Annotated in this window: 1 protein-coding gene; it reads right to left on the bottom strand. The window is 38.6% G+C overall.

Features of this window, described 5'->3' with window-relative positions; genetic code table 11:
- On the bottom strand, nt 1-26,717 hold a 26,717-nt coding region (locus tag OL225_RS20600; RefSeq protein WP_264519433.1), incomplete at its 3' end, for a non-ribosomal peptide synthase/polyketide synthase.
- Nucleotides 26,718-26,869: the final 152 nt, after the last annotated feature.

Genomic DNA, 26,869 nt, shown 5'->3' with positions numbered 1-26,869 from the left:
GTTGACTCTGTTTCAAGCTTTGCTTTAAAGGTAATCTCTTCTAAAGAGATCACATCTGCTGCCAGGTTTTTCAACTTTTCTGATGTACTTTCCTGGCCTAAAATCAGTCTTGCTCCGGTATCCTGAAGAATATGTTCTATTCGCTCTATAGGATAAGAAGGATCCATTGGAACATACGCCGCTCCGGATTTTAAGACCGCTAAAATAGCAATCAGCATATTTTCGGAACGTTCTAAGCATAATGGCACCAGTTCATCCGGCTGAAGATTATAAGTAGCTATCAGATAGTTTGCTAATCGGTTTGATCTTTCATTCAGTTCCTGATAAGAAAGCCTAATATCTTTGTATACTAAAGCTGTACGGCCAGGGGTTCTTTCAACCTGGCTTTCAAACAGATTCTGAATTGTTTTTTCTGAGGGATATACATTCTCTGTTGAATTCCATTCTTCAGCAATTTTTTTATTGTCTTCTGCAGAAATTAAGTTTAATGCACCTAACCTGATATTTTCCAAATTGATATCATCAACACCGAAAACCTGATCAAGAAGATATACATAAGAATTGATCATGTTACTAATCGTTTCTCTTGAGAAAAGGGTTTTGGCATAATTGAAGAAGCCTTTTATCGTTTCTTCTCCATCATCAATCATAGCCGTAAGATCAAATTTGGCCACCTGATACTCTGTCTTTCCTTCAAAAGGATGGAATAATACGTCTCTGCTATCTGAATTTCCTCCAAAGCTCTGCAATCCAAACATCACCTGGAAAACAGGATGACGGGACATGTCTTTTTCTACTCCCAACTCTTCTACCAACTTTTCAAAAGGAAGGTCCTGATGAGACTGTGCTTCTGTAACGGACGCTGATACCTGAAGAATAAAATCTTGAAGGTTCTGCTCCGGATCTATTTTTTCTCTTAAAGCAAAGGTATTGACAAAGAATCCGATAATATCTTCGAGTCCTTCGTGATGACGGTTGGCAATAGGGCTTCCTACCAGAATATCATCCTGACCGGAATAGGCTGACAACATCAGGTAATATCCGCTCAGCATCACGCTGTATAGACTTATTCCCAGCTTTTTAGATGTATTTCTAAGACCAGCAGCTACTTTTTGATCAATGATAAAATCAACAGTATCTCCTTCATAAGAAACATGAGCAGGCCTTTTATAATCTGTTGGAAGATTCAGAGTCTGGAAATCATCCAGTTTTCTTGTCCAATATCCAACCTGGCTGTCAAGACGTTCTCCAGAAAGATAGTTTCTCTGCCATAATGCAAAGTCTTTGTACTGAATCTTTAATTCCGGAAGTTCATAATCCTGATTATTAACTAAAGCATGATAAATTGTTTGTAACTCTCTCAGGAATATATCAGTAGACCATCCATCAAATGCAATATGATGAATAACTACGGTCAGATAATGATCGCTTTCTAATCTGAAAAGGTTGATAGCTAAAGGATACTCTTCATCCAGACGGAAGATCTTGCCTGAAGCCGTATTTACCGCCTCATTCAGTTCTTCTTTTGAATAAACGTGACGGGTATGAATTTCAGGAGCTTTGTCCATTACAATCTGATATCCTTTTCCTTCATCTGTGGAACGGATAATGCTTCGTAACACTTCATGGCGCATTACGATGGTTTCAAGGGCTGTGCATAGCTTCGGAATATTGACTTTTGCATCAAGACGAACAGCCATAGGAATATTGTATGCATTGCTTCCGCCTTCGTAGTTTTCAATAAACCAAAGCCTTTCCTGGGCAAATGAGAGCCTTTGTTCTTCCGGAGAAGATACTTTTACAGGAACAATAACTTCCTGCTCATTGACATTTTCACCAGCTAACACATCCGAAAGAGAAGCTACTGTCTTATGAGCAAATACAACGGTTACATTTACTCTTATATCCAACACTCTTTTGATATTGCTAATCAGCTTGATAGCCATGATACTGTTTCCTCCCAATCTGAAGAAATCATCATGAATACCAATGCCTGAAGCATTTAATCCAAGAACATCCCCGTAGATCTGACATAGTTTTTCCTGCAGTTCATTTTCAGGAGCTGTATAAGTTTTTTCTCCCGTAAAAGCCGGTTCCGGAAGTGCTCTTCTGTCTAATTTACCATTGATGGTTACCGGAAGGGATTCCAAATGCACAAAGGCAGCAGGAATCATATATTCTGGTAAGGCTTCGGAAAGGAATGCTGTAAGCTGATCCGGTTCTATAGCCATTTCTGAAACATAATATCCTACCAGGTATTTCATTCCTGCATTATTGTTCCTGGCCAATACTACAGATTGTTTGATACCAGAATATTGCAATAGCGTGTTTTCTATTTCACCCAATTCTATTCTGTAACCACGGATTTTCACCTGGAAGTCATTTCTTCCAATGTATTCCAGTTCTCCGTTGGTATGATACCGTACTAAATCTCCCGTTTTGTAAAGGATTCCATTTTTCTCTTTTTCTTTTTGTTCTATGGTCTGGAATGGGTTGCTGATGAAAAGTTCTGCTGTAAGCTCAGGTCTGTTCAAATATCCTCTGGTAATTCCTTCTCCACCAATATAAAGCTCCCCAATCGCCCCTACAGGCACCGGATGAAGATAATTGTTTAATACATATACCGTGGTATTGTTAAGCGGTCGTCCAATATTGGTATTCTTTCCTTCGGGATTAACAATGGATGTGATAGTAACTTCTGTAGGCCCATATGAATTGACCAGCCTGAAGTTTCTTCCGCTTAATTTTTTAAACAGATCAGCCGGCATCGCTTCTCCCCCAGAAATCAGAGTACGCAGATTCTTTACCCGGGTAAAGTCTATGCTTTGTAATACCGTTGGTGTAAGATGTATATAAGAAACATTATGCTGATTAAGGGTCTGTATAAACGTTTCTTCGTTGAGTATCTTTTGATTTTTAATAAATAATAAACTGTTTCCTTTCAATATTGCAAGCAATATCTGCTGGATAGATGCATCAAATATGTAGTTGGCAAACTGAAGAATTACTTCCTCATTTCCTAGCTGATAACGGGAGAACAGATCCTCAATAAGATTGATAACTCCATTGTGTTCCGCCATTACTCCTTTTGGCAATCCTGTAGTTCCACTGGTGTAGATAACATAGGCAAGGTTGTTTGACTTAGTCTGAGTGACAGGATTTTCAGCCCCTGAATGTTCCAGTTTATCAAGTATTTTTTGGCTATCCAGCAGAATTGTTTCTGCCATTCGGGACATTTGCGGATTTTCTCCTATTTCTTTCTGAGTAAGGAGGATTTTTGCTCCGGTATCATGAAGAATATGTTCAATTCTATCAACCGGATAGGTTGGATCCATCGGAACATAGGCTGCACCGGCTTTTAAAACAGCCAGAATAGCGATCAGCATGTGCTCTGAACGTTCAAGGCATAACGGAACCAGATCATCAGGCTGAAGATCATAAGTTTCAATAAGATAATGAGCCAGACGGTTTGCTCTTTGATTCAGTTCCCGATAGGAAAGTTTTATATCCTGAAAGATCAATGCAGTATTATCCGGAGTTTTTTCTACCTGTTCTTCAAACATTTTATGAATGGTATATTCCTCAGGATAAGCTATTTCTGTAGCATTCCAATCTATTGTTACCTTCTGATGCTGTTCTGAAGTAAGGTAGGACAGTTCCTCTGATTTGATATCGGAAGATTTCAGGAGCTGTTCAAGAACTGTTTCCATTCCCTGAAGCAGCTGCTCCATCATTTCATTTTCAAATAAGAAACTGTCATATTTGATTTTTAACAGTACCTCATCTTCATTTTCATAAGCGACAATTCCTAATGGGTAATCCAGTCGTTCCACGGATTCTTTTAATACAAATCCTAATGTTTTCAGCTCATTATCATCCTCTCCGTTAGGTACCGGATAGTTTTCATACACGAATAAACTGCTGAAAATTCTGCGTCCATCATGCTGAAGACTTGCCAGGTTGACACCGCTATGGGTATTCAATTCACTGATTCTGTGCTGAATTTCTGCAATACGATCTATTATTTTGCCATCTTCATGATTCACAATTAATGGCAGTGTATTGATGTAAAGCCCTACAGAGGATTCTATTCCATCTACCGGAATGCTTCGTCCTGATACAGTAGTTCCTACAACAGTTGTTGCACTATTGCTATATAAGCTAAGCTGTTTATGCCATAAGAACTGGAGTACAGCATTGACTGTAAGTCCGTTATCAGACGTGAATTTTTTCAGGTTTTGATATTGCTCGCCTACAATCAGCATCTTCACTGCCTGATGGTCTACAATATGCTTATATTCGGCAAGATCAATATGTTTCTGGGATTCTTTAACCAGGCAATTCAGGTTTTCCTGATCTTCAAGAAGTCCCATATAGTTTTTCCAGAAGTCTCCGTTCCTGTTTTTATTCTCCTGAAGATACTTTTGCGCTTCGGCATAGGCTGTATCCAGAGCCGGAGAAAGAGTATTTCCTTTGATTAATGCGAGGTATGCTTCATGAATCATCGTAAGGAATACGGGCATACTCCAGCCGTCAAGAATAGCATGGTGATTGCTGAACAAACAGGTATAACGTTTGTCTGAGCGTTTGAACAGGTAGACTCTGAACAAACTTCCTTTGGACAGATCATATATCTCAAAACGGTCTTTTTGAGTCGTTTTTGTAATTAAAGATTCCTGATCCTCTTCAGTCATATCCTGAATATCCTGATAACGCCAGTCCAGTATTCCTTTTTTATCAATAACCTGTACAATCTCTTCACTCCATTCAAATCTAAGTCTCAGTGTCGGAAGCTGATTCTGGGCATATGACCATGCTTTTTTAAGGAGATCAGGGTTGATTTCAGCAAGATAATCCCATACAATCTGTACTCTGTAAGCATCATCTTTATCTCCCTGACTTAAGGCATGATATACAAATCCTTCATGTAAACTGTTGGCAAGGTAAACGCCCTCAACTTCTCCTGACTCCTGGATTTGCATCAATTGTTCTTTTCCAACAATATTTCCAGTATCTGACGGGGTAAGCCAGTTTCTTTTTTCGGTTGTTAATTCATCAACCGTTTGTTGAATGTATTCTTTCAGTCTTTCTGCCAGAAGATCAATCTGATCCTGTGAAAGATATCCTGAAATTCCGAATCGAAGCTGTCCGTCTGTAATGGCTCCGTTCACCGTAATGATATCATTATCACGGTTCTTGTCTCCCATAGATTTTCCGCTGTCTTCTCCGGCAATATACCAGGTTTTCTCTCCTGTACTTTCTTCCTGGTCAAGCTGTCCAAGATAATTGAAACTGATCTTTGGAAGTTCTCTTTCTGTATATCCAACAAGGCTTCCGTACCCAATTCCGTTATTTGGAATACTTCTCAGAGATTCTTTGGTCAGAATTACAGTATCTTTTACATCATTTCCTGACTTTAGAAGAAGTGGATACATAGAAGTAAACCAACCAACGGTTTCTGTAATATCCATATTTCCAAATACATCTTCACGCCCATGCCCTTCAAGCAGAACAGCATGAGCTGATACTCCTGTAAGGTCTGAAAGCGCAGAAGCCAGTGCAGATAAGAGTAGATCATTGATCTGGGTATGGTATACGTGATGTACTTCCCTGATCAGTTTTTCTGTATATCCTGCATTCAGAATAAGGCTGGAAGAATGATATTCAGGAGAAGATAATGCTGTGAGAATAGTATTGCTCTCTGCAACCGTATTTGTAATGGCTCTCCAATAAGAATGCTCCGTTTCTCTGGATTCCGGATTATCAAGCTTATAGGTTTTTATGGCATCAATCCATTGACGGTAACTGCTTCCTTTTACAGGAACTTCAAGGGTATTTCCTTTTTCAAGGGTTTGATAAATATTTTTTATGTCTTCGGTAATAATTCTCCAGCTTACAGCATCTATGATAAGGTGATGAAGACCAAAGAAAATCCTTGCGCTTCCATCTTCATAGCCAGCTATATATCCAATCTGGAATAATGGCCCTTGTTCTATATCAAACTGAGCCTGCCATTCCGTAAGGATACCTGAAAGTTCTTCCAGTTGTGCTTCTGAAGCATCCAGATACTTTATTTCCGGTATCGTATTGATTCCGTATTGCTGAGTGTATTTTCCGTTTTCTTTCGGATAGTGAATTCTGAAGGCATCATGTTTTTCGATAAGCAATTTTACACTTTGCTCCAGCAGATTTCTGTTCAGTTCAGGAACTTTAATCAAAAAGGATTGATTCCAGTGATTCAGATCTCCAACATAGCCTTCTTCTACCAGTTGGAAGAACCATTCCTGAATTGGAAGGAAAGCTAAATGTCCTGTCAATTGTCCTTGTTCTGTCAGAATACGGGTTTGCTCTTCTTTTGCTTTGTTTTCGATCAATTCAGAAATATTCTGTACTGATTTTGAAGCAAATACATCTTTAACACTGATTCTTGTCTCTAAGCGCTGTCTTATTCTGCTGACCAGCTGAATACTGATGATACTGTCACCTCCTAATCTGAAGAAATCATCATGAATACCAATACCTGAAGCATCCAGGCCAAGGACCTCACCATAGATCTGGCATAATTTCTCCTGAAGCCCATTCTGCGGAGCAGTGTATTCTTTTCCGCCTGTAAATTCAGGTTCGGGGAGTTGTCTTCTATCCAGCTTTCCATTGATGGTCAATGGTAATGAAGTTAAATGAACAAAGGCTGCCGGCACCATGTATTCCGGTAGCACTTCGGATAAAAATGCTGTGATTTTCTCTACTTTCAAAGCGGCATCAGAAACGTAATACCCTACCAGATATTTCATTCCTGCTTTATTTTCTTTGTCAAGAACTACGGCTTGTCTTATTTCCGGATACTCCAGCAATCTGTTTTCTATTTCTCCCAGCTCAATTCTGTAGCCACGGATTTTTACCTGGAAGTCATTTCTTCCGATGTATTCCAGTTCTCCATCAGGCAGATAGCGTACTAAGTCTCCTGTTTTGTAAAGAATTCTGTTTTTCCCACTTTCTTTTTGTTCTAAAGTTTGGAAAGGGTTCTTTATAAAGCGTTCGGCTGTCAGCTCTGGTCTGTTCAGATATCCTCTGGCGATTCCCGCTCCACCCACATACAGTTCTCCAACAGCTCCAACAGGAACGGCACGAAGATGATTATCAAGTATATACACTGCCTGATCAGGGATGTTTTCTCCAATCAGAGAGGCTTTATTCAGATCTTCTGCACTTAATTTTTTATAGGTAACATGGACGGTAGTTTCGGTAATTCCATACATGTTAATCAGTTCAGGTTTTGAACGATAACGCTCATACCATGGTTTTAAAGAGGCAAGATTTAAAGCTTCTCCTCCAAATATTACATAACGTAGTTCTGCCAGTTGTTCTTCACGTTGAAGGGCTGTATCAATAAACTGATAAAAAGCAGTTGGCGTCTGATTCAATACAGTAAGCCCTTCTTTCAGGCATAAGCTGAAGAATAAGTTGGTATCCTTGGTCTGTTCTGAAGACGGCACTAAAAGTTTACCTCCGTATAGCAGCGCTCCCCAGATCTCCCATACACTGAAATCAAATACATAGGAATGGAATAAACTCCAAACATCCTGATCGTTAAACTGATACCAATGATCAGTTGCACTGAAAAGACGCACCACGTTTCGGTGCTCCTGCATTACACCTTTAGGCATTCCGGTTGTTCCACTGGTGTAGATCACATAAGCCATATGATGGGGTTCTGCCTGAGGTACCGGATTGGAAATACTGCTGTTTTGAAGCGTTTCCACTACTTCCGGACTGTTTAATATAAGCATGGCCGCAGCGCCACCGCAAGCTTCTTTAACACTTTGGGCTGAACTATGGTGTGCCAATACTATTTTTGCCCCCGTATCATCAAGAATATGTTTAATTCTTTCCACCGGATACGAGTTATCCATCGGAACATAGGCTGCTCCTGCTTTTAAAACAGCCAGAATAGCCACCAATATGTCTTCGGAACGCTCCAGACATAATGGAACTAAATCATCCGGCTGAAGGTCATAATTTTTAATCAGATAGTTCGCCAAGCGATTGGACCGTTCATTAAGTTCTTTATAGGATAATCTCGCCTCCTGATACACTACAGCAGTATGATCCGGGGTTTTTTCAGCCTGTGCTTCAAATAAGCCATGAATGGTATTCTGATCTGAATAATACGTTTCAGAAGCCCATAATTTTGATACGGATTGCTGTTGTTCCTGAGAAATAAGGGCTAGCTGTGCTAATGTAAACTCTTGTTTTCCTTTAGTATCTGCTATCTGTTCAAGCATAAACAGATAGGAATTCATCATATTCTTAACTGTTTCTCCGGAGAAGATTGATTGAGCATAGTTGAACATTCCATGAATGGTCTCATCACTATCATCAATCATCGTGGTAATATCGAATTTAGCCACTTCATAATCCATTTTTCCTTCAAAAGGATGAAGGATTGACTGATTACCGGAAAGGTTTTCTCCAAAGCTTTGAAGACCAAACATCACCTGGAATACAGGATGACGAGAAGTATCTTTCTCTACACCTAGTTCCTCCACAAGTTTTTCAAAAGGAAGATCCTGATAAGCCTGTGCTTCGGTTACTGAAGTGGATATCTGCCTTATAAAATCGTTAATATTCTGCTCCGGATCAATTGTTTCTCTTAAAGCTAAAGTATTGACAAAGAACCCGATAATATCTTCCAATCCCGGATGGTGACGGTTCGCAATAGGGCTTCCTACCACAATATCATCCTGTCCGGAATAGGCAGAAAGCATCAGATAATATCCTCCTAAAAGGATGCTGAATAAGCTTACACCAAGATCTTTTGACAGTTCTCTCAGCTTTTGGCTTTGCTCTTCACTGATATGGAAATAAATGCTGTCTCCGTCATAAGACATTTGAGCCGGTCTCTTGAAATCTGATGGCAGATCAAGGTTCTGGAAGCCACTAAGTTTATTTTTCCAATAATTAACCTGAGTATTAAGGCGTTCCCCCGTCAGATAATTTCGCTGCCACAAAGCAAAGTCTTTATACTGCACTTTTAAAGCCGGAAGATTATGGGCTTTTTCTTCTTTGATGGCCTCATACATGTGAATGACTTCTTTCAGGAATATCCCTGCCGACCATCCGTCAAATGCAATATGGTGAATGACAACAGACAGATAATAATCATTTTCAAGCTTGAAAATATGAATATTTACAGGCAGTTCCTGTTCCAGATTGAAGATTTTATTGGCGATATGACTTGCTTTTTCTTCCAGCTCAGCCATTGTTTTTACTTCCTGCTGATGGATTACAGGGATATCATCTACCACAGATTGCCAACCTAAGCCATCATTGGTCATACGGATCACGGAGCGAAGGACTTCATGACGCATTACAACGGCATCCAAAGCTTTACATAGGGACTGAAGATCTGTTTTTTCATCCAGACGGAAAACCATCGGAATGTTATAAGCACTGCTTCCGCCTTCATAATTTTCGATGAACCAAAGTCTTTCCTGGGCAAAGGATAATCTCTGCTCTTCCGGAGATTCTACCTTGACAGGAGTAATGACAATCTGTTCTGCAGTATTATTTTCATCTGCCAATATATGAGAAAGTGAAGCAATGGTTTTATGACTGAAAACAGCTGCTACAGCAATTTGTACTCCCAAAACCTGTCTGATCTTACTGATCAGTTTAATGGCCATGATACTGTTTCCTCCCAATCTGAAGAAATCTTCATGAATACTGATTGTTTCAGATGGAATACCTAAAACTTCACCATAAACTTCAGTTAATTTTTTCTGAAGATCAGTCTCAGGCGCTGTATATTCTTTTCCACCGGTAAATTCCGGTTCTGGCAAAGCTCTTCTATCCAGTTTACCATTGATTGTCAGAGGTAAAGAGTTCAGATGAACAAATACTGCCGGGATCATATATTCCGGCAATGAAGCTGATAAATGGTCTGAAAGCACATCAGAATCTATCACTGACTCAGACACATAATACCCTGCAAGATATTTCAATCCTGCCTGGTTTTCTTTAGCTAAGACTACAGTTTGTTTGATTTCAGGATATTGCTGCAGTGTATTTTCAATTTCTCCTAACTCGATTCTGTGTCCTCTTATTTTAACCTGGAAATCATTTCTTCCGATGTATTCCAATTCTCCATTAGCAAGCCAACGTACTAAATCTCCGGTTTTATACAAACGGTTATTTTCACCTCTTTCTTTTTGTTCCCGAGTCTGGAAAGGGTTTGCGATGAAAAGTTCTTCAGTAAGCTCCGGTCTGTTCAGATATCCTCTGGCAATTCCTGCTCCGCTGATGTACAACTCTCCTACTGCTCCTTCCGGAACGAGACGAAGATGCTGATCCAGCACATAAACACTCATGTTGTCTATAGGACCACCAATGTTTAATGCATTATAATCTTCTTTGTAATAGTGCAAGGTAGAACATACGGTTCCTTCTGTCGGACCATACTCGTTAATCAGGATAATATCATCAATATTCTGATCTAAAGCCGGGAAGCTTTCACCTCCTGCGAAAATCAACTGTAAGCTTGTTCCGTTCTCCACAATTTCTCTTAACAAAACTGGTGGAATAAAGGAAACTTCTATTTTATTTTCATTGATATACTCATTAAGTTCTCCTACTGAAGTTCTGAGATCATTGCTATATAACCATAAGGTATTCCCGTTACAAAGCACAGGGAACGCTTCATAAACAAAGGCATCAAAAACATAATTTGAATAGCAGCCTACTTCTTTATATTCTTCAAGTCGGTGAGCCTTTATCATTGATCCAATGAGGTTTATCACTCCTCGATGTTCAATCATTACCCCTTTTGGCAACCCTGTTGTTCCGCTGGTGTAAATGACATAGGCCAGATCAGTAGATTTTGTATTGGTTACAGGATTATTAGAATCAGCTGTTTCAAGTAAAGCTTTAAAACTAACCTCATCCAATGTGATTACATTTGAATGTTCTGTTTTATCAGCCGTATTTTCTTCTGCCACTACAATTTTCGCTCCAGTATCTTTCAGAATATGACGGATTCTGTCTGCAGGATAGGAAGGATCCATCGGTACATAAGCAGCACCAGCTTTTAATACCGCCAGAATGGCAATCAGCAAGTTTTCTGAACGCTCAAGGCATAAGGGAATCAAATCATCAGGCTGAAGGTCATAGGCTTCTATGAGATGGTTGGCCAAGCGGTTGGCTTTTTCGTTCAATTCTTTGTAAGACAACCTAACATTCTGATATACCAACGCTGTTTGATGTGGTGTTTTTTCAACCTGCTGTTCAAACAGCTCATGAATAGTCATTTCTGATGGATATTCTTTGCGGATAGTATTCCAGTTCTCCGTAATCTTTTTATAATTTTCCTGCGGAACTAGATCTAATTCGGAAAGCTGTGTTGTTTCATATTCATCAGTTTCTGCGATCTGATTAAGCAAAAACAAGTAAGAATCAATCATATTCTGAATTGTTTCCCTAGAAAATACTGCTTTGGCATAATTGAACATTCCATGGATATTTTCTCCATTGTCATCAATCATAGTGGTCAGATCAAACTTCGCTACCTGATAGCCTAATTGTCCGTCAAACGGATAAAATATAGCCTCATTATTCTGGATAAGTACTGTTTCATTCTGTAATCCGAACATCACCTGGAAAACCGGATGTCTTGAAGTATCCTGTTCTATTCCCAGTTCGTCTACCAGCTTCTCAAACGGAAGATCCTGATGAGATTGTGCATCTGTAACGGACTTTGATACCTGAAGAATAAAATCTTTAAGGCTTTGTTTCGGGTCTATTTTTTCTCTTAATGCAAGTGTATTGACAAAGAATCCTATAATATCTTCCAAGCCGGCATGGTGTCGGTTTGCAATCGGGCTACCCACCACAATATCATCTTGCCCTGAATAGGCAGATAACATCAGATAATAACCTCCCAGCATGACACTGTACAGACTCACTCCGAGATCTTTGGATAGGTTTCTAAGTTTTTCGCCCTGCTCTATGGTCAGGTTGAAGTATAAGTTTTCTCCTTCATACGATATTTGCAAAGGTCTTCGGAAGTCTGTAGGAAGATCAAGGTTCTGGAAATCTTCCAGCTGGCTTTTCCAATAACTGATCTGCTGCTCCATCCGGTCTCCTGTAAGGTAATTTCTTTGCCATAAAGCGAAGTCCTTATACTGGATTTTTAAGGCTGAAAGCTCTGAAGTTTCCCCTTTAATCAGGTTGTTATAAATAGTTTGTACCTCATTTAGAAATATATCAGCAGACCATCCGTCAAAAGCAATATGGTGAATAACAATGGAGATATAATTCTGATTTTCAAACGTAAAAAATTCTATATGTACCGGAATTTCTTCATCAAGGTTAAATACCTTATTGGCGCATTGATTGATATGATGATCAAGTTCTTCCCTGGTATATACTTCTGTTCTTTTAATTTCAGGAAGTAAGTCTGTAACTACCTGATACCCTACTCCTTCTTCTGTGGTTCTGATAACTGAACGAAGTACTTCATGACGTTTTACAACGGCTTTTAAAGCTGTACATAAAGCCTCAATATCTGTTTTATCATCCAGAACAGCCGCCATTGGAATGTTGTAGGCATTGCTTCCTTTTTCATAAGCTTCTATAAACCAAAGTCTTTCCTGAGCAAAGGATAATCTCTGTTCTTCCGGAGTATTTACTTCAACATGCTGTATGCTTATCTGCTCAGTAGGATTATTATCATCCATCAGGACTTTTTCCAGGGCCACAACTGTTTTATTGCTGAATATTTTAGCAACATTTACCTGCAAATCTATGTTTTGTTTGATCTTACTGATAAGCTTGATCGCCATAATACTGTTTCCTCCTAATCTGAAGAAATCATCATGAATGCTGATATTCTCAGCAGATAGTCCCAGTACTTCTCCATAGATTTCTACAAGTTTTTTCTGAAGTTCACTTTGAGGGGTTGTATATTCTTTATTTATGGTAAATTCAGGTTCAGGAAGCTGTTTTCTGTCAAGTTTACCATTGATTGTCAGTGGTAATGTTGTTAAATGCACAAATGCAGCAGGAACCATGTATTCAGGAAGTGTTTCTGACATAAATTCTGAAATCAGATGGGTGTCTATACTTCCATCAGCAATATAGTAGCCGACAAGATATTTCAGTCCTGCACTGTTTTCTTTCACAAGAACTGTTCCCTGGCGGATTCCCGGATACTGAAGCAATCTGTTTTCGATTTCTCCTAATTCTATACGGAATCCTCTTATTTTTACCTGGAAGTCATTTCTTCCGATATAATCAATATTTCCGTCCGGAAGCCACCGTACAAGGTCTCCAGTTTTATAAATTCTGCTGTTTTCAACTCTGCTTTTCTGTTCTTCTGTCTGGAATGGATTACTGATGAAACGTTCTTCTGTAAGCTCCGGTCTGTTCAGATACCCACGAGCCACCCCAACTCCTCCGATATAAAGCTCTCCTACAGCGCCTACAGGAACGGGACGGTAAAACTGATCCAGAACGTATACACTTGTATTATTAAGCGGACGTCCAATGCAGTTGATCTCACGATTGGTATTGACAAGGGACGTAATGGTAACTTCTGTAGGCCCATAAGAGTTAACAAACAGGAAGTTTCCATTTTTCAATTTGCTATGCAGATCTGCCGGTAAAGCCTCTCCTCCGGAGTCTAATGTCCGCACACTTTCTACTGTTGTAACATCTATATTTTGCAGTACGGAAGGGGTAAAAGGCAGATAGGTTACTTTATAATCCTTTAATTTCCTGATATATTCCTCTTCATTCAGCATTTCCTGATTGTCTATGAACAGTAATTGACATCCATTCAATAAGCCTAAGAAAATCTGCTCTACCGAGGCATCAAATACATAGTTGGCAAACTGAAGAATGATTTCAGATTCATTCAGGTCGTAACGGGCATAAAGGTCACTAACCAGGTTTATCACCCCTCTATGCTCTATCATTACTCCTTTAGGCATCCCTGTTGTTCCACTGGTATAGATCACATAAGCCAGATCGTCTGCCTGAGTTTGAGTAACCGGATTTTCAATACTTCTGTTTTCAAGCTTTTTTATCAGTTTTTCATCATCTAATAACAGAATTTCTGCTTTTTCTGAGTGAATTTCATTGAATTTTGCCTCAACACTATTTTGGGTAATAACTATTTTTGCCTGTGTATCCTGAAGAATATGTTGTATTCTGTCTGTTGGATAGGTTGGATCCATCGGAACGTAAGCTGCTCCTGATTTTAATACAGCTAAAATAGCAATCAGCATATTTTCTGAACGTTCCAGGCATAGAGGAACAAGATCATCCGGCTGAAGATTATAATGGTTGTTCAGATAGTTGGCAAGGTGGTTTGCACGTTCATTAAGCTCTTTATAGGATAAAGTTACATCCTGATATACCAAAGCTATACGATCCGGTGTTTTAGCTGCCTGAGCTTCAAACATGCTTTGGATCGTTTTACCTGTTGGGAATTCAGTCCAGGTATTGTTCCAGTCTATTGTTATTTTTTCCTGATCTTCTAAGGTGATATAAGACAGATCTTCAGAGGCCATTTCAGGTTTTTCCAACAGCTGATTCAGCGTCGTTTGAATGCCTTTAAGCAGCTGATTCATCATCTTTCTCCCGAACAGACATCCTTCATAACTTACCACAAGAGAAACCTTCTCATCCCGTTCAAAAGCTGTTACTCCAAGCGGATAATCCAATCTTTCTACTGCATCTCTGAATACAAAACCTAGATCGTTGTTATTTTCTCCCTGAGGAACAGGATAGTTTTCATAGACAAATAAACTGCTGAAAATTCTGCGCCCATCACGTTGAAGACTTGCCAGGTTAACATCACTATGGCCATTAAGCTCACTGATATTCTCCTGAAGCTTTACTATATGGTCTTTTATTTTACCTTCTTCATGGTTAACAATCAATGGCAGCGTATTGATATAAAGTCCTGCAGAAGATTCTATTCCGTCAATAGGAAGGTTTCTTCCGGATACGGTAGTTCCTACGACAGTCACTTCAGAATTACTATAAATCTTCAGCTGATGATGCCATAAATACTGCAGAACAGCATTTACAGTAAAGCCATTTGTTTGGGTAAATTCTTTTAATTGTTGATACTGCTCTCCTTCTATCAAAAGTTCTACATCCTGATGATCTTTGATATGTTTATAAATACCCAGATCTGTATGTCTTTGACTTTCTTTCAATAAATTAGTCAGATCCTCCTGATCTTCAACCTGATCCATATAGCTTTTCCAGAAGCTTCTGCTGAGTTCTTTATTTTGCTGCAGGTATTTTTGGGTATCCGTATACGCTGTATCTGCAATAAATTCAGGCTGATGATTTTTGTTCAGTTGAAGATATGATTCATGAACGCTATTCAGAATAACAGGCAAGCTCCATCCATCCAGAATCGCATGATGGTTGCTAAGCAAGCAGCTGTAATGGCTTTCTCCTCGTTTGAAAAGATAAATTCTGAAGAGATTGCCTTTGGATAGATCATACACCTCAAAGCGGTCTTTTTGTGTTATTTTTTCAATCAGACCATTCTGAGCTTCTTCATTGATCCCGCTGATATCCTGATATCTCCAATCCAGATTTCCTTTTTTATCAATAACCTGAACGATTTCTCCATTCCAGTTAAATCTTATTCTGAGTGCGGGATAGCGTTCCTGTGTCAGTTCCCATGATTTTTTGAGTTTTTCAGCGTTGATTTCGGCAAAATAATCCCAGATTAATTGTACACGGTAAGCATCATCTGTTTCCCCTTGATTTAAAGCATGATATACAAACCCTTCCTGTAAACTGTTGGCCAAATAAACTCCTTCAATTTCTCCTTCCTTCTGAATGTCTGCAAGCTGAGCTTCTTCAACTATATAATCTACATCAGATGGAGTCAGGAAGTTTCTGTTTGTTTGGGAAAACTGATGAACAACTTCCTCTATTTTTGTTTTAAAAGATTCTGAGAACAAACTTATCTGATCATCTTTCAGATAACCCGCAACCTTAAACTGAAGTTTACCGTCTATTACAGCACCATTGATACTGATATAGTAAGTGTCTTTGTTTTTATTCCCAATACTTAAACCGCTGTCTTCTGCAGCAATAAACCAGCTTTTTTCTCCGGTTTCCTGATCCAGCTGTCCCAGGTAATTGAAACTGATTTTAGGCAATTCCTGTTCTGTATAGCCCATCAAGCTACCGTAACCAATTCCGTTGTGAGGAATGCTTCTGAGTGTTTCTTTAGTCTCCACTACAGTATTTGCCCAATCATCACCTTTCTTTAAAAGCATCGGATACATAGAAGTAAACCAACCTACTGTTTCCGTAATATCAAGATGACCGAATATTTCTTCACGGCCATGACTTTCCAAAACAACGGAATGATTTTCATGTCCTGTTAATTCTGAAAGTGAAAGAGATAATGCAGAAAGCAGCACATCATTGATCTGCGTATTGTAAACATGGTGAATGCCTCTGATTAACTTTTGGGTTGTTTCTTCGGATATAATCAATTGATTCTCCTGGTAATTTTCACTTACGAAATTTTCCAGATTTCTATTATTCTCTTCAACTGTTTCTGCAATAGTGTTCCAAAACAATAGCTCCTGTTCCTGAGATTCTGATCTGTACGTTTTTACAGCTTCTGCCCACTGACGGTAGCTGGTTCCTTTGATATGGGATGCAAGAGATTTTGTATCTCCTTTTTCAAGGGATTGATAAATGTTTTTTAAATCTTCGGTGATAATTCTCCAGCTTACAGCATCAATAATCAGGTGATGAAATGCAAAATAAACTCTTGCACTACTATCCTGATAACCATCAATATATCCGACATTATATAACGCACCCCTTTCAATATTAAAATGAGACTGCCAATGGGTAAAAATCGTTGATAATTCTTCCTGATTCAAACCAGAAATATTGAGATAATTGACTGAAGGGATTTTTATTTCTCCATACTCCTGAATGTATTCTCCCTTTTGAATGTGGTACTGAAGTCTGAGGGCATCATGCCTTTCGATCAGATATTTTACAGATTGTTCCAGCAGTTCTTTATCAAGTTTTGGAACATTAATGAGGAATGCCTGATTCCAATGATTGAAATCTTCCAGATATCCTGATTCTATCTGATGGAAGAACCATTCCTGGATGGGTAAAAGTGGAACTTCCCCCTGCAACAATCCTTGTTCCGCTACAATATGAGTTTCCTCTTCAGTCTTTTTATTTTCTATCAGTAAGGCCAGAGAAGCTGTAGTACGGGCAGCAAAGACTTCTTTAACACTCAATCTCACTTCCAATTGCTGGCGGATTCTTCCTACCAACTGAATGCTGATGATACTATCTCCTCCCAGTCTGAAAAAGTCATCATGAATGCTGATGCTATCTGAAGAAAGGCCTAAAACCTCACCATAAATCTGACATAATTTTTTCTGCAACACTGTTTCCGGAGCTGTATATTCTTTATTTCCTGTAAAATCGGGTTCAGGTAATGCTCTTCTGTCTAATTTTCCATTGACTGTTAATGGTAAAGATGTTAAATGAACAAATACTCCCGGAACCATATATTCTGGTAATGATTCGGATAAATATTCTGAAAGACGTACTGAATCTATAGGATTTTCAGAGACATAATAACCTGCAAGATATTTTAACCCTCCTTTGTTTTCCTTAGCTAATACAGCTGACTGACGGATTCCAGGGTAGGTTAACAGCTTATTTTCAATCTCACCTAATTCAATTCTATAACCACGGATCTTTACCTGGAAATCATTTCTTCCGATATATTCCAGCTCGCCATTCGGCAGCCAGCGTACAAGGTCTCCTGTTTTATACAGACGTTCATTTTCTCCTTTTGTTTTCTGATCTAAAGTCTGGAAAGGATTGGCTATAAAACGTTCTTCTGTAAGTTCGGGTCTGTTCAGATACCCTCTTGCAATTCCAGCTCCTCCAATGTATAATTCTCCCACTGCTCCTACCGGAACCGGTCTTACATGTTGATCTAAAACATAAACACTCACATTCCCGATCGGGCCTCCGATATTTAATGGATTTTCATCCTCGTTGTAGTGGTGTAAAGTTGCACATACGGTACTTTCTGTAGGTCCATAAGCATTAACCAGGTCTATTCCATGCTCTTTATACAGGGCCATTACCTGCGGATTTGTGATGTCACCGGCAACTAAAAGTGTTTCCAACGGAAGAATGTATTCTTTGGTTAGTAAAACCGGAGGAATGGTAGCAATACTTATATTATTTTCTTTAATATACTGCTGTAATCCTATAAGATCCGCCTGTGTTTCTTTATTCAGAAGATGTACAGATTGTCCATGCACAAGAGCCGGGTAAAGCTCAGCTACATGGGCATCAAATACATAGTTCGCATACCAAAGACAGTTTTTCTGCTGAATGCACTGATCTGATAGAAATCCATATTCTTTTGCGTGCTGCTGTATCAGATTGGCCACTCCTTTATGCTCTATCAGTACGCCTTTAGGCATTCCGGTTGTTCCACTAGTGTAAATGACATAGGCTAAATTATTAGCCTTAACATTGGTAACAGGGTTGTTAACATCAAAGGTTTCAAGTGTTGCTTGAAAGACAACCTCATCCAAAGCAATAACATCAACAGCATTGTTTTCCAACTGTTTCATTGTACTTTCCTGACCTAAAATAAGCCTTGCTTTCGTATCCTGAAGAATATGTTCAATTCTTTCTGATGGATAGGAAGGATCCATTGGAACATAAGCGGCTCCGGCTTTTAATACAGCCATCATAGCCATCAGCATATTTTCGGAGCGTTCCAAGCATAAAGGAATTAAATCATCCGGCTGCAGATTGTAAGTACTAATTAAATAATTCGCTAAACGGTTTGATCTTTTATTCAGTTCCCGATAAGACCATTCAATATTCTGATACACTAAAGCTGTAGCATCGGGTGTTTTTACCACCTGATCTTCAAACAATTGCTGTATTGTTTTATCAGAAGCATAGTCAGAAATCGTTTCATTCCACCCTTCTGTGATTTGGCTGTAATTTGAATCTTCCAGAAGACGGAATTCGTTGATTTTTATCTTTTTATAACTGCTCTCTCCTATTGCAGCCAACTGATTAAGAAGCAGAAGATAAGTACCCTGCATTCTCAAAACCGTTTCTTTTTTGAAAAGAGAGGTTGCATAGTTGAATATTCCCCTGATCGTTTCTTCTCCGTCATCAATCATAGTGGTCAGATCAAACTTAGCTGCCTGATAGTTGACTTCATGGTGCAGAGGAGTAAACACAGCTTCATGATCTGCATTCATTCCAAAGCTTTGAACTCCGAACATTACCTGGAAAACCGGGTGTTTTGAAGTGTCCTGCTCTATATCCAGTTCATCCACTAGTTTTTCAAATGGAAGTTCCTGATAAGATTGGGCATCTGTTACTGATTTTGAAATCTGAAGAATAAAATCTTTAAGATCCTGTTCTGCATTGATCTTCTCTCTCAGCGCCAATGTATTCACAAAGAAACCGATCATATCTTCAAGACCTTCATGATGACGGTTGGCAATAGGGCTTCCTACGACAATATCATCCTGGCCTGAATAAGCCGAAAGCATCAAATAATATCCTCCTAACATCACACTGTACAAACTCACTCCCCATTCTCTGGAAAGTTTTCTCAATCCAGAACCTACTTCCAGGGAAAGACTGAAATGGGCTGTAGCACCGTCATAAGAGATGTTAGCTGGCCTTTTGAAATCTAAAGGAAGGCTAAGAGCTTCAAAGTCTTCAAGATTATTTTTCCAGTAACTGATCTGCTTCTCTAAGGTTTCACCCGTAAGATGGTTTCTCTGCCATAAAGCAAAGTCTTTATATTGAATTTTTAATTCCGGAAGCTGAGGATATCCCCCTTTAACAAGAGCATTGTATACTGTTTGTATTTCTTTTAAAAACAGATCCGCAGACCATCCGTCAAATGCAATGTGATGAATTACAACAGACAGATAATGATTTTCTTCCCACCTGAAAACAGTAGTTTCTACCGGAATTTCTTCTTCCAGACGGAATACTTTATGGGCACATTGATCTATGTTTTTCTCCAATTCCTCTTTGGTTCCAACTTCTCTATACTTGAATTCAGGGATAAGATCTGTAACAACCTGATAACCGATTCCACTTTCTGCAGCCCGGATTACGGAACGAAGCACTTCATGTCGCATTACAACTGTCTCTAATGATCTCTGAAGAACATCCAACTGTATTTCTTTGTTTAATCTGAAGGCCATTGGAACATTATAGGCATTACTTCCACCTTCAAAGTTTTCAATAAACCAAAGTCTTTCCTGAGCAAAAGATAGCAGCTGTTCTTCCGGAGAAGATACTTTTATCGGAACAATATTTTCCTGATACCCTGCATCAACCTTGCTGCCAATGACATGAGACAGAGAGGCTACTGTTTTATGAGTAAAGACAACCGCTACTCCTATTGATACATTCAAAGCTTTTTTGATACTGCTGATCAATCTTATGGCCATGATACTGTTTCCTCCAAGACGGAAGAAATCATCATGAATTCCAATGACTGAAGTGTTCAGACCAAGAACGTCTGCATAAACCTGACATAGCTTTTTCTGTAATTCGTTTTCAGGGGCTGTATATTCACTGCTTATCGTAAATTCCGGTTCAGGGAGTTGCTTTCTATCTAATTTCCCATTAATGGTCAATGGAAGTTTCTCAAGATGTACATACACACTCGGAATCATATGTTCCGGCAAGGTTTCTGCCAGAAATTCTGAAATTTCATGAGATTCTATCGCAGCATCAGATACATAATATCCAACAAGATATTTCATTCCTGCTTTATTGGTTTTAGCAAGAACTACCGACTGGCGAATTACCGGATTTTGCTGCAACTTGTTTTCAATTTCCCCAAGCTCAATTCTATAGCCGCGGATCTTTACCTGGAAGTCATTTCTTCCGATATATTCCAACTCTCCATCGGCATGATATTTTACTAAGTCTCCTGTTTTATAAAGTTTTCCGTTCTTACTGTATACTTTCTGTTCTTCTGTTTGAAAAGGATTCAGAATAAAGCGTTCTGAAGTCAGCTCGGGTCTGTTAAGATAGCCTCGTGCAATTCCAACTCCTCCAAGGTAAAGTTCTCCAACAGCTCCTACGGGAACCGGGCGATGAAGGCCATCCAGTACATACACTGAAGTATTTTCTACGGCATGTCCGATCAAATGGACATCACCATGCTCTACTTTTTTGTAAGTTGCATAAATTGTAACTTCTGTAGGTCCATAAAGGTTATAAAGGCTTGTATATTCTGACCAGTACTTTCCGGTTTCATAATCACATGGTTCACCAGCATACAGTAATCCTTTCAGATCAGGATATTCAATACGAGGAAGAACAGATAACATTACCGGAGGCAGATACGCATATGCTATCTGATGATCAAGTAAATATCTGCTTATTGAATCTGCATCTTTTTTAATGGTTTCATCTAAGATATGCAGTTCATTTCCGTACAATAGAGTATTAAAAAATTCTGATACCGATACATCAAATACATAAGAAGTAAACGCTGTTATCTTCTCATTCTCACTGAAACCATAAGCCTCTCTGATCTGAGTCACTACATTTACCACATTTCTGTGCTCAATCATTACCCCTTTAGGCATTCCCGTTGTTCCACTGGTATAGATCACATAAGCCAGTTTATCTGACTTATTTTCAGTCTCAGGGTTCTCTGCATTGCTTTTTTCAATGACATCCCGGAAAGAAACATCATCCAATGAGATAATGTTCTTGGTAAGATCTATATTCTGGATTTTTTCTGATATTTTTTCCTGAGTAAGAATAATTTCTGCATTCGTATCATCCAAAATATGTCTTATTCTGTCTGCCGGATAAGACGGATCCATAGGAACGTAGGCTGCTCCGGTTTTTAAAACAGCAAGAATAGCAATAATCATATCTTCAGACCGCTCCAAAAATAAAGGAACCATATCTTCGGCCTGAAGATTATAGGTTTCAATAAGAAAATGGGCAAGACGGTTTGCTCTCACATTCAACTCCTGATAAGATAATCGAATATTCTGATATACTAATGCTGTACGATCCGGATTTTTTTGTACCTGATCTTCAAATAATCTGTGAATAGTATACGTTTCAGGGCAGCTTTCTGATGTATTCTGATCTACTATGATCTTTTTATGCTCTTCTTTTGTCATAAAAGAAAGACCATTGATCTTACTGCTTTCTTCTTTTTTATTTCTGAGATCAACAAGCTGTTCAAGAAGCAATACATAAGTATCCTTCATACGCAAAATCGTATCTCTATTGAAAAGTGATGCTGCATAGTTGAATATTCCCCATACTTCTTCTCCATGATCATCAATCATCATGGTTAAATCGAACTTTGCCGTTTGATAATTGATATTCCCGTCAAAAGGAAGAAGAATCGCTTCATCTGTATGGGCAGAATAAATTCCTTCTTCAAAGTTCTGAAGCCCAAACATAACCTGGAAAATCGGATGGCGGGACATATCCTGATCTATTTTCAACTCTTCTACCAGCTTTTCAAAAGGAAGATCCTGATGAGATTGTGCCTCCATTACGGATTGGGAAACCTGTAAAATAAAGTCTTTAAGCTCCTGATTGGGATCAATTTTCTCTCTTAGCGCCAATGTATTAACAAAGAAACCGATGATATTTTCAAGACCTGCATGATGACGGTTGGCAACAGGGCTTCCAACAATAATGTCATCCTGACCTGAATAAGCGGACAACATCAGTGAATAACCACTAAGCATCACGCTATATAAACTTACTCCCAGCTCTTTTGAAAGCTCTCTCAGGTTTGTCACAAGATCGGCTGGCAAGTTAAAATATTCCGTTGCTCCTTCGTAAGAGGTTTGTGCCGGCCTTTTAAAATCCAATGGAAGATCAAGCGTTTGAAATTCATTAAGTTTATCTTTCCAGTAAATAATCTGCTGATCAAGTGTATCTCCTTTAAGATAGTTTCTCTGCCATAATGCAAAGTCTTTATATTGAATATTTAAAACTGGAAGTTCCGGTGTTTTTCCTTCTGCAAGGCAGTGATAAATACTGTTAATTTCTTTGATAAAAATATCTGTAGACCATCCATCAAAAGCGATGTGGTGAACTACAACGGATACATATTTCTGATCTTTCAACCTGAAAAGGACTACATTCAATGGAAGTTCTTCCTCTAAATTAAAAATTTTATTATTGGCATTATTGATCTCCTCATCAAGCTCTTCTCTCGTTTGAACCTCTTTTACAGAAAGCTGAATATTCTGGTCTGTAACCACCTGATATCCCATTCCCTCTTCTGTTGAGCGGATCATACTGCGCAAGACTTCATGACGCTGAATCAGCATTTCAAAAGACTGCTGAAGAAATTCTGTCTGAACATGGGTTCCAAGCTTAAATACCATTGGAATATTGTAAACATTACTCCCTTCTTCAAATTTTTCAATAAACCAAAGTCTTTCCTGAGCAAAGGATAATCGTTGATCTTCCTCTGAAGTCACTTCTAAAGGGACTATTTTCTCCTGTTTATCAATATTATTTTCTCCGCTTAAAACCTCAGCTAAAGAAACAATGGTTTTGTGGCTAAACACCATGGATACATTAGCCTGCAGCTTCAGTTCGTACTGTATTTTGCTGATCAGCTTTATTGCCATGATACTGTTTCCTCCCAAACGGAAGAAATCATCATAGATACTGATGGTTTCACTATTCAATCCAAGTATTTCACCATAGATCTGACATAGTCTTTCCTGCAGTTCATTCTGGGGAGCTGTATATTCTCTGTTTCCTGTAAATTCAGGCTCAGGAAGCTGTTTTCTGTCTAGTTTTCCGTTAACAGTGAGCGGAAGTTCCGTCAGTTGTACAAAAGCTCCGGGAATCATATATTCCGGAAGGGATTCCGAAAGGAAGACAGTCAGTTCTTCAATATTTAATTCTTCATCAGAAACATAATACCCTGCCAGATACTTCATTCCGGTTTTGTTTTCTTTCACCAGAACTACAGATTGTTTTACTCCCGGAAACTGGTGAAGTTTATTTTCTATTTCTTCCAGCTCAATCCTGTATCCCCGGATTTTTACCTGGAAGTCATTACGTCCGATATACTCGATATTCCCATCAGGAAGCCAGCGTACAAGGTCTCCGGTTTTGTAAAGTCTTTCATTTTCACCCTGAAAAGGATTCTTTATGAAACGCTCGGTTGTCAAATCCGGGCGGTTCAGGTAACCTCTTGCAATGCCCGCTCCACCAAGGTAAAGCTCGCCTACTGCTCCTATAGGAACAGGCTGAAAATCATTATCCAGAATATAAGCCTTTGTATTACCTACAGGACGCCCGATAAGATGTACATCTCCATGCTGTATCTGTTTGTAAACAGCATAAATAGTAGCTTCTGTAGGCCCATACAGATTATAAAGTTTCGTATACTCTGACCAGTATTTTCCTGTTTCATAGTCACAAGGTTCACCAGCATAAAGTAACCCTTTTAAGGACGGATATTCTATGCGTGGTAATACAGATAACATTACCGGCGGAAGGTAGGCATAAGCTATTTGATTATCAATTAAATAACGGCTTATTAAATCTGCATCTTTTTTGATATTTTCTCCCAGTATATGCAGTTCGTTTCCATACAATAAAGCATTGAAAAATTCTGATACGGATACATCAAAAACATAGGAAGTGTATGCTGTGATTTTTTCTCCTTTGCTATAGCCATAAGCATCCTGTACCTGATTCACCAGATTTATTACATTCCTATGTTCTATCATTACCCCTTTAGGCAGTCCTGTGGTTCCGCTGGTATAGATTACGTAAGCCAGATTATCCGGATTAACCTGTATAGAAAGGTTGTCAGGATTCATACCTTCCAATATATTTTGAAAAGCATAATCATCCAGCGCGATTATATCTGAAATAGCAGTCTGTACCTTATCTATTGCGGAATTCTGGGTCAGTATTATTTTTGCCCGGGTGTCCTGAAGAATATGTTCAATTCTGTCTGAAGGGTATGACGGATCTATTGGTACATATGCTGCTCCAGATTTTAATACCGCGAGAATGGCAATCAGCATATTTTCAGAACGCTCCAAACATAATGGAATCAAGTCATCAGGCTGAAGATCATATGTTTTAACAAGATAATTCGCCAGGCGGTTTGATCGTTCATTGAGTTCACGATAAGAAAGTTTAGTTGCATGATATACCAATGCCGTTTGATCCGGTGTTCTTTCTACCTGCTCTTCAAATAACTGATGAATGGTTTTATCCGAAGGATTATCTGAACCTGTATCATTCCAATCATGAATAATCGTTTGGAAGGTTTCTGTATCTAAAAGTTTATAATTACTTATTGAGTTCCCAGGATTTCCTTCCAGAAGTTCATCAAGGATTTCAACAAATAATCGTTGATAGATTTTAGTAAAATTGAATACCAACTCTGTGCTAAGATCCTGATTGGCATACCGAACCTTATAATTAAGCTGTCCGTTTCGTACTTCCTGTTCAAATGATAATTTACCCACCAGATCGACATTCAGATCACTGTTGATAATCACATCACTTGTTCCTTCATAATGAATCACCACGTCTTTAAGACTGGTTTGTACAAATCCATATTCTAAAATATCTGATGTAGGAGCATAGCTGATCAGCTCTTCAACTGGAAAGTATCGTGCTTTGCTTATTTTTAATTGATTGGTGTATTCTATATTCTGATCAATCAGGTCCTGAAGAGAAGTGTCTTTATTGAATCGGTATCCTTTTAAAACCGTATTAATATGAGCTCCAAAGATAAAATCCTGGCCTTCTGTAATTCCAACCGGATAATTAATCACAAAATTATCTACTCCTGAAATTTTATGCAGTAAGACAGCTAATACCAATTGCCCATATGTATAAGGCGTAAGTTTGTATTTTGATGTTAATTGTCTTACTTTAGAAAATATAGATTCGGAAATACTAAAACGAAGCTCACTTACCGGGTTTTTCGGAAGTGCTTTATTTTTTTCAGATGCTGATTCTAAAGGCCTGGTCTTTAAAAATTTAAAACCAATATTCTCCACCTCATTCAGATTGGTTTTCCAGAAATTTGACATTTCTGATTTTCCTTTTGCTAAAGTATCTTCAAGCTGGGTTCTTAAACTCTCATACAATTTTGCCTGTTCAGTAATGTTGATTGGGTTTTCATAGACAGGATCGTTGTAATATGTACTCAGTTCTGTATAGATACTGTTAGCACTCAGCCCATCCACTAGAATATGGGAAAAGATATGGATAATCCTATAGCCTCCGTTATCTAACTGAATTGCATAAAATCTGGCTAACTGTTCTTTTTCCAGATCAAAAGGTTGTAATGCAAAATCCAGTATTTCTTCAAGGCCAAGTTCCCGAGGAATAAATGTTAATATCTGATCATTTTCTGAAAGTAAAGGCCTGCGTTTCCAGAACAGCTCCCCGGATTTGGAGATCACATTACTGTTTACCAACAATTGATTATTAACAAATCTTATCAGGCTTATATTCAGTCTTTGGATATCTATAGATCCAGCCATAGACTGGTCAAATATAATATTATAATCACTTCGGGAAGGATTAAGCATCCATTCATTAAAAAAAATTGACTGGTATGGGGTTAGCTTCATAGGAAATGCTTCCATAGGATAAAGAGATATTAGGTAGGTTAGATTTAAGTCGTTTTTTTCACCATTTTAATTATTCTTAATGTCTTCATTTAAATACTTCCGGACCCCAGCAATTTTGGTGAAATCTTGGAAATATTGAATTTATGAGAGTGAAATAATTGTAATAG

It is taken from the genome of Chryseobacterium viscerum, from assembly GCF_025949665.1.
In the GTDB taxonomy this organism is placed as follows: Bacteria; Bacteroidota; Bacteroidia; order Flavobacteriales; family Weeksellaceae; genus Chryseobacterium; species Chryseobacterium viscerum_A.
The sequence above is the reverse complement of the archived record's forward strand: the minus strand, read 5'-3'. Positions and strand labels throughout refer to the sequence as shown.